At 46.2% G+C, this 13,142-nt stretch carries 12 protein-coding genes; 5 read left to right on the top strand and 7 right to left on the bottom strand.

What is annotated here, in order from left to right:
• Positions 1–160 precede the first annotated feature (160 nt).
• Complete coding sequence (locus IC571_RS05590; RefSeq protein WP_215315339.1) at positions 161–1,390, bottom strand: MFS transporter; 1,230 nt, start codon at positions 1,388–1,390, stop codon at positions 161–163.
• Entirely contained in the window at positions 1,390–2,610 is a 1,221-nt protein-coding gene (locus tag IC571_RS05585; RefSeq protein ID WP_215317829.1) for a CaiB/BaiF CoA-transferase family protein, read from the bottom strand. The genes IC571_RS05590 and IC571_RS05585 overlap by 1 nt, the downstream gene beginning before the upstream one ends.
• A gap of 77 nt (positions 2,611–2,687) precedes the next feature.
• On the opposite strand from IC571_RS05585, the gene IC571_RS05580 reads away from it, so the two are divergent.
• Both IC571_RS05580 and parC read left to right on the top strand, forming a co-directional pair.
• A complete protein-coding gene (locus IC571_RS05580; protein ID WP_215315337.1) occupies positions 2,688–4,676 on the top strand; it encodes a DNA topoisomerase IV subunit B in 1,989 nt (662 codons plus the stop codon).
• 164 nt (positions 4,677–4,840) lie between these two features.
• Positions 4,841–7,135, top strand: a complete 2,295-nt coding sequence (gene parC / locus IC571_RS05575; RefSeq protein ID WP_215317828.1) for a DNA topoisomerase IV subunit A — start codon at positions 4,841–4,843, stop codon at positions 7,133–7,135.
• 30 nt (positions 7,136–7,165) lie between these two features.
• On the opposite strand, the gene IC571_RS05570 is transcribed toward parC, so the two are convergent.
• Complete coding sequence (locus IC571_RS05570) at positions 7,166–8,125, bottom strand: XdhC family protein (protein ID WP_215315335.1); 960 nt, start codon at positions 8,123–8,125, stop codon at positions 7,166–7,168.
• Positions 8,126–8,166: 41 nt separating this feature from the next.
• On the opposite strand from IC571_RS05570, the gene IC571_RS05565 reads away from it, so the two are divergent.
• Positions 8,167–8,808, top strand: a complete 642-nt coding sequence (locus IC571_RS05565; protein ID WP_215315333.1) for an NTP transferase domain-containing protein — start codon at positions 8,167–8,169, stop codon at positions 8,806–8,808.
• Here IC571_RS05565 and IC571_RS05560 read toward each other — a convergent pair.
• The 3 genes from IC571_RS05560 to IC571_RS05550 are packed head-to-tail and all read right to left on the bottom strand — an operon-like array spanning position 8,805 to position 11,412.
• Positions 8,805–9,260: a RidA family protein gene (locus IC571_RS05560; protein ID WP_371742911.1), complete on the bottom strand. Its 456-nt coding sequence runs from the start codon at positions 9,258–9,260 to the stop codon at positions 8,805–8,807. The genes IC571_RS05565 and IC571_RS05560 overlap by 4 nt on opposite strands.
• A gap of 60 nt (positions 9,261–9,320) precedes the next feature.
• The gene (locus tag IC571_RS05555) at positions 9,321–10,496 is read right to left on the bottom strand and encodes a VWA domain-containing protein (protein WP_215315329.1); all 1,176 of its coding nucleotides are present in this window, start codon (positions 10,494–10,496) and stop codon (positions 9,321–9,323) included.
• Positions 10,497–10,530: 34 nt separating this feature from the next.
• Entirely contained in the window at positions 10,531–11,412 is an 882-nt protein-coding gene (locus tag IC571_RS05550; protein ID WP_215315327.1) for a MoxR family ATPase, read from the bottom strand.
• 185 nt (positions 11,413–11,597) lie between these two features.
• Between IC571_RS05550 and IC571_RS05545 the strand changes: the two genes are divergently transcribed.
• Both IC571_RS05545 and IC571_RS05540 read left to right on the top strand, forming a co-directional pair.
• The gene (locus IC571_RS05545) at positions 11,598–11,963 is read left to right on the top strand and encodes a cytochrome c (RefSeq protein WP_251373236.1); all 366 of its coding nucleotides are present in this window, start codon (positions 11,598–11,600) and stop codon (positions 11,961–11,963) included.
• A gap of 11 nt (positions 11,964–11,974) precedes the next feature.
• Positions 11,975–12,328 (top strand): cytochrome c, encoded by a 354-nt coding sequence (locus tag IC571_RS05540; RefSeq protein ID WP_215315326.1) that lies wholly within the window; start codon positions 11,975–11,977, stop codon positions 12,326–12,328.
• Positions 12,329–12,447: 119 nt separating this feature from the next.
• Here the strand turns inward: IC571_RS05540 and IC571_RS05535 are convergent, their stop codons facing one another.
• On the bottom strand, positions 12,448–13,086 hold the full coding sequence (locus tag IC571_RS05535) for a GntR family transcriptional regulator (protein WP_215315324.1): 639 nt from the start codon (positions 13,084–13,086) through the stop codon (positions 12,448–12,450).
• Positions 13,087–13,142 lie beyond the last annotated feature (56 nt).

Genomic DNA, 13,142 nt, shown 5'->3' with positions numbered 1-13,142 from the left:
AAAAGTAATCTCGCGCATCCTTCACCAACCGCAGAGCGCCCAAACCTGATTGGTAATTGACACCATCATTTCGGGGGCATAGTAGGCAGAAAATACTAATAGCAGTATCAGTAGTGCAAAACCATATGCAATGATTTTCCAATAAGAAGTATTGCTTAGCTTACGCATTGGCAACTCGATGTATGGCGCGCTCTTTAACTGGCAGGTTCACTAAGAATGCAAAAACTCCCAATCCAATGGCAAGTTGCCAAACGATAAGGTAAGAGCCAGTGTGATCAAACAAATAACCACCTAAAAAGGCTCCACAAAAACTACCTAGTTGGTGCGAGAAAAATACTAAGCCAGAAAGCATGGTGAGGTATTTGACTCCAAAGATTTGTGCAACGATGCCATTCGTCAGTGGAATGGTAGATAGCCAAAGGAATCCCATGATTGCGGCAAATATGTATGTTGTTGCAGGGCTCAGCGGCAATAATATAAATCCAGCAATTGCAATGGCGCGCCCGAGATAAATGCTCGATAACAGGTACCGCTTTGGAAATCGTTGCCCCAAAATGCCAGCACTATAGGTTCCAAAGATATTAAAGAGGCCAATGAGGGCTAGGGCAGTGGTAGCCACTGCGGGAGCACCCACTGCTGGATAAATAGAAGAAAGATCTTTCAGATAGGGTGCAAGGTGAACCGCAATAAAGACCACCTGAAATCCACAAACAAAATAGCCTAAAGTCAGTAAACGAAAACTAGGATTGTTAACCGCTTCTTTTAGCGCCTCTTTAATGGTTTGATCACCGTGGCTATGTTGATGTACAAAATTTTTCTCGCGTAATAGAAAGGCTGTCGGAATCATCAGGCTGGCCATTAACGCCAACATCAATAATGCATCTTGCGCTCCAAATGCACTTAATAATCCTTGCTCAGCCGGAATCATTAAGAACTGACCAAATGATCCTGCAGCAGCGGCAATGCCCATCGCCCATACCCGTTTATCTGCGGGAACGTTACGTCCCAAAATGCCGTAAATCACGCTATAGGTGGTTGCAGTTTGTGCAAGACCAATGAGTAAGCCGCCGGCCAGTGTGAAGTTGAGGGCATCTGTTGAGATCGCCATGCCAATCAAACCCAATGCATACAGTGCCCCACCTGCAATCATGATCTTAAACGCGCCATATCGATCAGCAAGAGCGCCTGTAACAGGTTGCACTGCACCCCAGATTAGGTTTTGCAGTGCAATGGTGAGCGCAAAGGTTTCGCGACCCCAACCGTTAGCCATAGTGATCGGGAGATTAAATAACCCAAAGCCATGGCGTATTCCCATGGACATCGTCACCATGAATCCGCCAAAGATCAACACTTGGGCCATAGTCAAGGATGGTTTTGGGTTTGCGCTCATTAAATAATTCCTTTTTCTCTTAGTTGAGCGATAGCGGCATCATCTAAGCGAAGACGCTCATGCAAGATTTCGTCGGTGTGCTGTCCTAATGTTGGTGGTGCCATGCGAACTTCCGTAGGTGTTTTAGATAATTTCATCGGACTTGCTACTAGTTTCATGGTTCCAACAGTAGGGTGCGGCACATCAATCTGCACTTTTCTAGCAATCACCTGTTCGTTCTCAAATACTTCTTTGAAGTTATTGATAGGGCCACAAGGTACATTGGCTTCTTCTAGCAGTGCAATCCATTCCCCTTTTGTTTTTTTGCGTGTCATCGCTTCAAGCAAAGGAACTAGTTGCTTGCGTTGCAAGACTCGATCAGGATTGGTGAGGTAAAGCGGGTTATCCGCTAGATGGGCTTCACCACCAGCAGTGACAAAGTGACGAAACTGACCATCATTGCCTGCACCAACAATCATCCAGCCATCTGAGGTTGGAAAAGTCTGATAGGGAACAATAATAGGTGAAGCATTTCCCCAGCGGCGCGGAACTTCACCTGAAGTTAAATAGGCGCTAGAAACATTGGCCATGACTGCCACTTGTGTATCAAGCAGGGACATATCAATATATTGACCTTCGCCTGTGTGATCGCGGTGCACTACGGCAGCTAGTATTGCAGTGGTGGCATACATGCCAGTAAAAATATCGGCGATGGCGACACCAGCCTTTTGCGGACTTGCCCCCACAACATCCTCAGCTTCACCGGTCACGCTCATGAAGCCGCCCATACCTTGAATGATGAAGTCATAGCCAGGTCGATGTGCATAGGGGCCGGTCTGACCAAATCCAGTGATGGAGCAATAAATCAGATTCGGTTTAACCTGCTTAAGACTTTCGTAATCCAAGCCGTATTTCGCAAGATCGCCCACCTTATAGTTTTCGATGACAACATCGGACTCAGCGGCTAGCTGACGAATCATGTCTTGACCTTCAGGTTTGCTGATGTCGATCGTAATTGAGCGTTTATTGCGATTGATGCAAATAAAATAGGCAGATTCTTCGGTATCTTGACCTTTAAGGCCTTTGGCGAAAGGAGGCCCCCAATGCCGAGTGTCGTCACCCACCTTTGGGCGCTCCACTTTGATGACATCCGCTCCCAGATCAGCTAGATTCTGAGCGCACCATGGACCTGCAAGCACGCGGCTGAGGTCTAAAACACGAATATGACTTAAGGCTCCCATACCCAATTTTGGCATGGATAGCAGGGGAATATCAGAAAAATCCGACCTCATCCCAGACATGGCTACAATTTTGGCGCATGGCTACCCGTAAAATTTCCGAATACAGCGAATCGTCGATTCAGGTCCTCAAAGGGCTGGAACCAGTCCGTCAGCGGCCTGGAATGTACACCCGAACCGACAATCCCCTTCATATCATTCAAGAGGTCTTGGATAACGCCTCCGATGAAGCGCTTGGCGGGTACGGCAAACAAATCATTGTGACCATGCACACGGATGGCAGTGTGAGCGTTGAGGATGATGGTCGCGGAATTCCAGTGGGAATTCACCCCACCGAAAAGTTGCCTGTAGTAGAAATCGTATTTACCCAATTGCATGCAGGCGGTAAATTTGAAAAGGGCACTGGTGGTGCTTACGCATTCTCAGGCGGTTTGCATGGTGTTGGTGTTTCTGTAACGAATGCACTCTCTAAGCGTCTTGAAGTGACTGTATGGCGTGATGGCCAAGTTTCCACACTCATCTTTGCTGATGGCAAGGTGATTGAAAAGCTCAAATCGAAGCCTGCAACAAAAGAAGATAAGTCTCACGGTACGCGTGTACGCGCCTGGCCTGATGGCAAATATTTTGATAGCTCTGCTATACCCATGGCCGATCTGGTTCGTCTACTTAGATCGAAGGCGGTCCTATTACCTGGTGTTAAGGTCACCCTCATTCAAGAGAAGTCTGGTGAGAGTCAGTCTTGGCAATACGCTCAAGGTTTGCGTGGCTATCTTAATGAAGCGATTGCTCAGGCAGGTCATGGCCCAGAAGTCATTCCGCCGTTTGAAGGTGAACAGTACGCAACGGGAACTGGTGAAGATGATTCCTTTGCTGAAGGTGAGGGCGCGGCTTGGGTGGTCTCTTGGACTGAAGATGGTGCCCCTGTTCGTGAGAGTTATGTGAACTTAATTCCAACGCCCGCTGGCGGTACGCATGAAAGTGGTCTGCGCGAAGGATTGTTTAATGCGGTAAAAGGTTTTATTGAGATGCATGCATTGCAACCAAAGGGTGTGAAACTGATGCCTGAAGATGTATTTGCTCGCGCCTCATTTATTTTGTCTGCCAAAGTTTTAGATCCTCAATTTCAAGGACAGATTAAAGAGCGATTAAATTCGCGTGATGCAGTGCGCTTGGTGTCTGGCTATGCAAAATCAGCACTTGAGCTGTGGCTCAATCAACATGTCGACTATGGTCGCAAACTGGCTGATTTGGTTATCAAGCAAGCACAAGCCCGTACACGTGCCGGACAAAAGGTGGAGAAGAAAAAATCTTCCGGAGTGGCGGTATTGCCAGGCAAATTAACTGATTGCGAGAGCGAAGATATTGCTCAAAATGAGATCTTCCTTGTAGAGGGTGATTCCGCTGGTGGTTCTGCCAAGATGGGGCGTAATAAAGAATATCAAGCCATTCTGCCTTTGCGTGGCAAGGTATTAAATACTTGGGAGGCTGAGCGCGATCGTTTATTTGCCAATAACGAGGTGCACGACATCGCAGTTGCTATTGGTGTGGATCCCCATGGTCCCAATGACAATCCTGATTTATCTAATTTGCGCTATGGCAAGATTTGCATTCTTTCTGATGCGGACGTGGATGGTGCGCATATCCAGGTCTTGCTCCTCACTTTGTTCTATAAACATTTCCCCAAGTTAATCGATTTAGGTCACGTGCACGTTTCGAGGCCGCCCTTGTTTAGGGTGGATGCACCTGCTAGAGGTAAAAAACCAGCTCAAAAGATTTACGCTTTGGATGCCAGCGAGCTTCAAGCGATTGAGGATAAATTGCGTAAGGACGGTGTGAAAGAAACAGCGTGGCAAATCTCTCGCTTTAAAGGCCTGGGAGAGATGAGCGCTGAACAATTGTGGGACACCACATTGAATCCGGATACGCGTCGTTTACTCCCAGTAACTCTAGGCTCTTGGACGGAAGACGAGACATTTAAAACCATGGATATGTTGATGGGTAAATCAGAATCTGGTGCGCGTCGCGATTGGCTAGAAGAGCGCGGCAATGAAGTTGAGGCGGATATCTAATGGCAACTAAGAAGACACCAGGCAAGAATAAGCCTGATCAACAGGCAGATTTATTTACTAACGCCATCGAAGAGATGGATGTTGTTGAAATCGATGAATCGCCTAAGGTGGCTACATCCTCTAGTGGTTCTAATGGACCCAAAGACCCTCATGATTCCAAGACAATGGACTTAAATGAGGACAACAAAGACAGCCTGACGCTGGCAGTGTATGCCGAGCGAGCTTATCTGGATTACGCGATTAGTGTTGTCAAAGGCCGCGCGTTACCAGAAGTTGCTGACGGTCAAAAACCAGTTCAGCGCCGCATTCTGTTCTCGATGAATGAGATGGGTCTGCGCGCTGATGCTAAGCCTGTTAAAAGCGCTCGTGTAGTTGGTGATGTATTGGGTAAGTTTCATCCACATGGTGACCAATCTGCTTACGATGCATTAGTACGCTTGGCTCAAAGCTTTTCTCTACGCTATCCACTAATTGATGGTCAGGGTAACTTTGGTTCACGTGATGGTGATGGTGCCGCTGCGATGCGTTATACGGAGGCGCGCTTAACCAAAATTGCGGGCTTGCTCTTAAGTGAAATAGACGAAGGTACGGTAGATTTTGCGCCCAACTATGATGGTTCATTCCAAGAGCCGAAATTGTTGCCTGCGCGTTTGCCATTTGTTCTGCTAAATGGTGCGTCTGGTATTGCTGTGGGTATGGCAACGGAAATTCCTTCACACAATTTACGTGAAGTAGCGTCTGCAGCAATTGCTTTGATGAAGTCGCCAAAACTATCTACTGCTGATTTACTAGAAATCATGCCAGGGCCTGACTATCCAGGTGGCGGGCAAATTATTTCATCTACAGCAGAGATAGCGCAGATTTATGAGACTGGACGGGGTAGCCTTAAGGTGCGCGCTCGTTGGTCTATTGAGGAGTTAGCGCGTGGTCAATGGCAAATCGTCGTTAATGAATTGCCACCTTCAACATCTTCGCAACGTGTCTTGCAAGAAATCGAAGAGATTACCAATCCAAAGGTAAAAGTTGGCAAGAAGACATTAACTCCCGAACAGAATAATCTGAAGTCCACCATTTTGAATGTGCTTGATGGTGTACGCGATGAGTCTAGCAAGGACGCCCCAGTTCGTTTGGTGTTTGAGCCCAAGAGCAAGAACATTGATGTGAATGAGTTCATTAATCTTTTGTTAGCGCATACCTCGCTTGAGTCTAATGCGCCGATGAATTTGGTAATGATCGGTAATGATGGTCGTCCACGCCAAAAGGGCTTGAAAGAAATTATCTCAGAGTGGATTGAGTTCAGGGTGGCTACCGTCACGCGCCGTACCCAGTTCCGCTTAGGCAAGGTTAAAGACCGGATGCATATCTTAGAAGGGCGATTAACCGTTCTTCTGAATATCGATAAGGTCATCAAGATCATTCGCAACAGCGATGAACCAAAAGCCGATTTGATCAAAGAGTTCAAGCTTACCGATCGTCAAGCTGAAGATATTTTGGATATCCGCCTGCGTCAATTGGCTCGCTTAGAAGGTATCAAGATTGAGCAAGAGCTCAAAGAGCTCAAGTCAGAGCGTGATGACTTAGAGGGGTTGTTACAGAGTGATACTGTTTTACGTAAACGAATCATCAAAGAGATCGAAGCAGATATTAAAGATTTTGGCGATGATCGTCGAACGCTGATACAGGAAGACAAGCGCGCCGTTGCCGAAACAAAAGTAATAGATGAGCCAGTAACGGTGATCGTTTCACAAAAGGGTTGGGTGCGTGTTCGCCAGGGTCATGAACATGATGCAATGCAGTTCAGCTTCAAAGCCGGCGATGCTCTCTATGCTACGTTTGAAGTGCGTACCGTCGACGTAATTCAGGGCTTTGGCAGCGATGGCCGTGTATACACAGTGCCTGTGAGCGAGCTGCCAGGTGCGCGTGGTGATGGCTCTCCGCTAACCAGCTTTGTCAATCTAGCAGCGGGATCACAGATGGTCGCCTATTACGCTGGCCAGTCTGATGACTTGGTATTGCTTTCCACAAAAGCAGGTTATGGATTCTTGGCAAATGTAGCTGACATGAGTACGCGCAATAAGGCGGGCAAGTCATTCATTAGCATCGATGCAAAAGTTGCTGGTGATGCACCGCTTGGCGCTGCTAAGGTAGAGGTGGGCATGAAGCAAGTGGCTTGCTTGTCAGCTGCCTCGAAGTTGCTGGTGTTCCCATTGGATGAGTTAAAGCGTTTGCCTACAGGCGGTAAAGGCGTCATTCTGATGGGGCTCGATGATAAAGAATTTATGTCATCAGCTATCGCAGTAGGCCCAAATGGCGCAAGCTATTCTGGTGCAGGACGTGCTGGTAAGCCAACCGAACTCAGCTTAGATGCGAAAACTCTCAAATCGTTTGCTGGTAATCGTGCTCGTAAAGGCCACTTTGTTGAGCCACGCTTGAAAGACGGCAAGCTAAAAGCTAATTAATCGGCTGCCTAAGAAAGCTAACTAAGAAAGTTATCCTTTTTTAGGTAGGCTGGCACCGTATTTGACGGCAATCACTTCCGCCAGAATAGAAACAGCAATTTCTGGTGGGGTGAGCGCCCCAATCGATAGTCCGACAGGGCCATACAGTCTTTCTACCTCTTCATTACTAACGTCAAATTCTAGTAAACGCTCTTTGCGTTTCTGGGTATTTTTGCGACTACCTAAAGCGCCTACATAAAACGCGGAAGATTTGAGAGCTTCCATGAGCGCCATATCATCCAGTTTGGGGTCATGGGTAAGGGCTACCACCGCGGTGTGAGGATCTACACCAATCTCAAGCAAGACATCATCAGGCATACCTTGAATAAAGGTGACGTCGGAGCGATTTAAACCCTCGGCATATTCTTCCCGAGGGTCGATGACGATGACTTCAAAGTCAGAGGCGATTGCAAAGTCTGCCGTGTACTGGGAGAGTTGGCCGGCGCCAATAATCACCATGCGCCATCGTGGTCCATAGGTAGTTTGCATCTCAGTAGCGCTACAAATAAATTCGTCGTTACGCGTACCTGGTTCTAAAGTAGATTTGCCTGTTGCAATATTGACGGATCGTTTGGTAATTTGATGGGAGCTAATGCATTCCAAGAGCTTTTCCAGAATGGTAAGTTCAGGCTTAGGCTCAACCAATAGTCGCAAGGTGCCACCACAAGGCAAGCCAAAGCGCGCCGCTTCCTCTTGGCTTACACCATAGACCACTATCTCAGGGGTATCGCGAGTCAAAATTTCAGTTTGTACGCGGCTAATGAGGTCGTCTTCCACGCATCCGCCAGAGACAGAACCGGCAACTTGTCCGTCATCCCGAATGGCGAGCCATGATCCTATAGGGCGTGGGGCTGAACCCCAGGTTTGCACAACGGTTGCAATGGCAACAGAATGACCTGTTTGAAGCCAGTTCACGGCGGATTTGAGTACGCTCAGATCGGTGCTATTCATGCGTTATCTTTATATTTAAATTCTTATTTATTATCACTCTAATGACTTTATTACGTAAACCTTCTGATCTACGGCTGGCAGTTGTCCTATTGGCGGCTGGGGAGGGTAGTCGTATGGGCTCTATACCGAAGGCATTACTACAAAAGGATGGCAAAAGCCTAGTAGAGAGATTTTGCACTTCAATCAAATCATTTGATCCAGTTCAGTTCATTGTCATTACCGGATTTCATGCGTTGCCAATAGAGCAAGAGCTTAATAGATTGGCTAAGTTGATGGATCTATCCATCACTATCATTCATAACCCAAATGCTTCTGCCGGCCAAGCCTCATCGGTAAGGCTTGCTCTTGAATCTTTAGATGGCGCATTTGACGTAGTGGCTATGTGTTTAAGTGATCAACCCCAGATTGGTGAAGATGAACTAATTACCTTGCTAAATCAATTTATTGATCGTGAGCCGCATCAAGATGTGTTGATGCCGATGGTGGGTGGTCAGCGTGGCAATCCCGCGCTATTCTCCAAAAAATCGGTAGAAGAGATGTTGATAGCACCGGGAATGGTATGCCGAACCTTTATGGATCAGCATCCAGCACGAATCAAAATATTTAATTCTGATAATGACGCATATATTCTGGATGTCGATACAGATGCGGACATCCAGAACCTTGGTGTTACGCGAGCTTAAATCTCGGCAATCAATTCAATCTCAACGCAAGCTCCTAGCGGAATTTGCGCAACTCCAAATGCGCTGCGAGCATGCCTGCCTGCCTCCCCAAAGACCTCGAACAATAATTCAGAACAGCCATTAATTACAAGGTGTTGTTCTGTATATTCACTAGTAGAGTTCACTAAGCCCATTACTTTCACAATGCGTTTGACTTTATCGAGTGAGCCAAGATGATTTTGTAGTGTAGAGATGAGATCAATGGCAATAGATCTTGCGGCAGCCTTACCAGTTTCGGTATTCATATCTTTACCAAGCTTACCAACCCAGGGTTTGCCATCCTGTTTGGCAATGTGTCCAGACAGAAATACAGTGTTGCCAGTAGTCGACGCCATGACATAGGCTGCAGCGGGTGGTCCCGGAGGCGGTAAATCAATACCCAGGGTTTTTAGTCGATTGTTGATAGTGCTCATCATTTTCTCGGTCAATGGTTAATAAAAAGAGAGGGGCTAAATGTAAATCTTACTGATAGTTTATTTTGAGAGTTGTCGCATAGCAGCCTCTAGCCCAGTTAAGGTAACGGGATACATGCGGTCTTTCATGAGATTTTTCATGATGTCGATGGATTGACGATATTCCCAAATGGATTCAGGTTCGGGATTGAGCCAAGCAAAGCGTGGAAAGTGTTCAAGGAGGCGGTTGATCCATACTGCGCCAGCCTCTTTATTGTTGTACTCAACCGATCCATTAGGGCTGAGAATTTCATATGGAGACATGGTGGCATCGCCGACAAAAATTAATTTATAGTCTGGGCCATACTTATTAATAATGTCCTGTGTAGCGGTAACTTGATCTCTGCGACGACGATTGCTTTGCCAAAGGTTTTCATAAACACAGTTATGGAAATAGTAGTGCTCTAAGTGCTTAAACTCCGCTTTGGCTGCCGAAAATAGCTCACCAATCCGGAGTATGTGGTCATCCATTGAGCCACCAACATCCATCAGAAGTAATACTTTGACTTGGTTATGACGTTCTGGCCGCATTTGAATGTCAAGCATGCCAGCGTTAGCTGCAGTCGAATGAATCGTTTTGTCTAAATCAAGCTCAAGTGCGGAGCCTTGCCTAGCAAAACGACGTAATCGCCTGAGAGCTACTTTGATATTTCTGGTGCCAAGGGCCAAGTTGCTATCGTAATCCTTAAATTCACGCGCTTCCCAAACTTTGATGGCCGTGCGATTGCCAGCACTCTCGCCACCAATACGAATACCCTCTGGGTGGTAGCCACTATGGCCGAAAGGGGACGAGCCGCCAGCGCCTATCCATTTATTGCCCCCACCGTGCCATTCCTTTTGCTCTTTGAGTAACTCCTCAAGTCGCTTTCGAAGTGCATCAGGGCCGCCGAGTTTTTGCAGTGCTGCTTTCTCTTCCTCAGACAAAACCCGCTGCAATTTTTTCTCTAGCCAATCCTCCGGTATATCCTGTGATAGGGCGATGATTTGTTCTATACCCTTAAAGCAACTGCCAAACACTTGATCAAAGCGATCAAAGTACTGTTCATCTTTCACTAGTGTCATACGTGAGAGTTGATAAAACTCATCAATAGATGGAGCAATTACACCCGACTTCAATGCTTCTAATAAGGTTAAAAACTCTCTAACGGAAACAGGCACCTTAGCCTCTTTGAGTTTCAGAAAGAATGGAATCAACATTGCTTTAGTTTGTTATTAAGGCAAGACAGAAGCATTAACGATGGTTGCGATTCATCATTACAAGACGCTCAAATAGATGAATATCTTGCTCATTTTTGAGCAAAGCTCCATGTAGGGGTGGCACCACAATTTTGTCATCTTGTGAGTAGAGTGCCTCTGGTGGAATATCTTCTGCAAGCAAGAGCTTAAGCCAGTCAATTAACTCAGAGGTGGAGGGCTTTTTCTTTAGCCCAGGCAAAGCACGGATTTGATAAAAGGCTTTTAAAGCCGCATCGAGTAAATCCTGCTTGATATTGGGGTGATGTACATCCACAATACTTTGCATTGTGCCTGCATCTGGAAAACTAATGTAATGAAAGAAGCATCGACGCAAGAATGCATCTGGTAATTCTTTCTCATTATTCGATGTGATAATGACTAAGGGACGATGTTTTGCTTTAATGAGTTCGCGAGTTTCATATACATAAAACTCCATACGATCAATTTCACGCAAAAGATCATTTGGGAATTCAATATCTGCTTTATCGATCTCATCAATGAGTAACACAGTGGGTTGATCTGCTTCAAATGCTTGCCACAAGACGCCTTTCACAATGTAGTTGCGAATGTCTTTTACCTTTTCATCGCCTAACTGGGAATCACGTAAGCGACTAACCGCGTCGTATTCATAGAGTCCTTGCTGCGCTTTTGTGGTGGATTTAATATGCCATTGCAGGAGCGGCATATTGAGGGCGGCAGCCACTTCTTCAGCCAACATCGTTTTACCCGTACCAGGCTCTCCTTTAATCAGGAGAGGTCGTTGAAGCGCCATGGCAGCATTTACAGCCAATTTGAGGTCATCAGTTGCCACATATTGTTGGCTTCCATCGAAGCGCTTTGGGGTATTAGGGTTCTTAGTCTTCTGTGCTGAGCTCATTTTGGCCAATCAAAATCCGTTCCATGGGGTGTTCCAGTATAGGTAAATGGCGTCAGTTTTTCAGTATTTCTACTGATTTTTGGCGCCGTAAGGGCCAAAGTCTGGCTCAAATGCGGGTTAAATGACGTACTCTCCGCTATACTCTCCCCAGTTGATTTAAATCAAACTCATTAATACTGATTTCTATGAAAAAACTCTCCATTCTTTCGAAATTGTTTGTCTGTGCTGGCCTAGCTTTTGCTGGATTTGCAGTCCAGGCTGATGAAATTAAGGGTAATGCTAGCGCAGGTAACGCCAAGGTATGGCTCTGTGTAGGCTGCCATTCAATTCCTGATTACCGTGCTGATTATCCATTGGTATATCGAGTGCCAATGTTGGGCGGTCAAAATGCCGCTTATATTGCTACTGCTTTGTCTGAGTACAAGAAGGGTGAAAGAAAGCATCCAACAATGCGTTCTATTGCAGCGAGCTTGTCTGATCAAGATATGGCTGACATTGGCGAATACTATGCTGCGCAAACTGCCAGCTCACCGAATAACCCATTGAAGTAATAGAGGCGTTTATGAAATTTGCACTAGTTACAGCAGTATTGCTATCCAGTATTGGTATGGTAGGTGCGGCCAATGCTGCAAGCGTTGAAAAAGGACAGGCTTTGGTAGAGAAGGCAAATTGCGCTTCTTGTCATGGTGCTGGATTAAATGCCCCGATCTTGCCCGCTTATCCTAAGCTCGCCGGCCAATACCCTGACTATATTTACTACGCATTAAAGGCTTACAAAGTAGGCAATGGCAATGCGCAATTTGGCCGCAACAATGCGGTGATGGGCTCTCAGGTTCAGTCTTTCTCTGATGCTGACTTGCACGACATTGCTGCGTACGTGGCATCTTTACCAGGGAATTTTGTAAACAAGAAGTAATTCTTTTTGATCGCAGTAAAAAGCAAAGGCTTAGATAAACTTCTAAGCCTTTGTTGTTTTCAGGGCTACTAAAGACTCGTTTACCAAGCAACTTGTTTATCAAACTTAACTAGGCAGGCTTACCTAAGCGCTTCTAGTCCTCGTTCCACGTGTTTCCGCATTGCCATCTCTGCACCTGTCTGATCACGCTTTAGAAGAGCTTTCAGAATTTCTCGGTGCTCAAGCAGGGAATTTTGAAGTCTTCCTGTGCTCGTAAGAGAGTCACGGCGGTGTAACCTCAACACCTTGCGAAGATCTGCGATGACACCATTCATCCAACGATTACCAGCAATTTCCTGAATGAGCTCGTGGAATTTCCCGTTGATTTCAAAAAATTGCTCAATGTCCCTATCGGCCGCAGCTTTTTCTAAGCGGTGATGCCAATAGTCAAGTTGGTTGAGTTCTTCCTCTGATGCCTTGAGAGCAGTCTGTTTTGCCGCTTCGCCTTCAAGCAGGGAGAGAATGGTAAAAATTTGTTCTAAGTCGCTTCTAGCAATCTCGGTGACATAAGCCCCGCGACGCATTTTGATGGTTACTAGCCCCTCAGACGCCAAAACCTTGATGGCTTCTCGCATGGGGGTGCGACTGATACCAAATTGATCCGCCAAGCTTTGCTCATCTAACCAGCTTCCTGGGGCAAGCTGTTTGGCGAAAATCTGCTCCCGAAGCCGATCTGCAACGTCTTCATATAGGGGTCTATTATTCAGTTTTGTATTCATAATTATGAATACATGATATCTAGACAAATGACAAATAGTCAAGCAGAATTAGAGAA

Origin of the sequence: Polynucleobacter sp. MWH-UH2A (genome assembly GCF_018687195.1) — a bacterium.
Classification (GTDB): Bacteria; Pseudomonadota; Gammaproteobacteria; order Burkholderiales; family Burkholderiaceae; genus Polynucleobacter.
This window is presented reverse-complemented; position numbering and strand designations above follow the sequence as displayed.

What these genes read in the sequence shown, in the direction of transcription:
- IC571_RS05590 (WP_215315339.1), bottom strand. Translation starts at nt 1,390, where the DNA reads ATGAGCGCAAACCCAAAACCATCCTTGACTATGGCCCAAGTGTTGATC.
- IC571_RS05585 (WP_215317829.1), bottom strand. Translation starts at nt 2,610, where the DNA reads ATGGGAGCCTTAAGTCATATTCGTGTTTTAGACCTCAGCCGCGTGCTT.
- IC571_RS05580 (WP_215315337.1), top strand. Translation starts at nt 2,688, where the DNA reads ATGGCTACCCGTAAAATTTCCGAATACAGCGAATCGTCGATTCAGGTC.
- parC (WP_215317828.1), top strand. Translation starts at nt 4,841, where the DNA reads ATGGACTTAAATGAGGACAACAAAGACAGCCTGACGCTGGCAGTGTAT.
- IC571_RS05570 (WP_215315335.1), bottom strand. Translation starts at nt 8,125, where the DNA reads ATGAATAGCACCGATCTGAGCGTACTCAAATCCGCCGTGAACTGGCTT.
- IC571_RS05565 (WP_215315333.1), top strand. Translation starts at nt 8,167, where the DNA reads ATGACTTTATTACGTAAACCTTCTGATCTACGGCTGGCAGTTGTCCTA.
- IC571_RS05560 (WP_371742911.1), bottom strand. Translation starts at nt 9,260, where the DNA reads ATGAGCACTATCAACAATCGACTAAAAACCCTGGGTATTGATTTACCG.
- IC571_RS05555 (WP_215315329.1), bottom strand. Translation starts at nt 10,496, where the DNA reads ATGTTGATTCCATTCTTTCTGAAACTCAAAGAGGCTAAGGTGCCTGTT.
- IC571_RS05550 (WP_215315327.1), bottom strand. Translation starts at nt 11,412, where the DNA reads ATGAGCTCAGCACAGAAGACTAAGAACCCTAATACCCCAAAGCGCTTC.
- IC571_RS05545 (WP_251373236.1), top strand. Translation starts at nt 11,598, where the DNA reads ATGAAAAAACTCTCCATTCTTTCGAAATTGTTTGTCTGTGCTGGCCTA.
- IC571_RS05540 (WP_215315326.1), top strand. Translation starts at nt 11,975, where the DNA reads ATGAAATTTGCACTAGTTACAGCAGTATTGCTATCCAGTATTGGTATG.
- IC571_RS05535 (WP_215315324.1), bottom strand. Translation starts at nt 13,086, where the DNA reads ATGAATACAAAACTGAATAATAGACCCCTATATGAAGACGTTGCAGAT.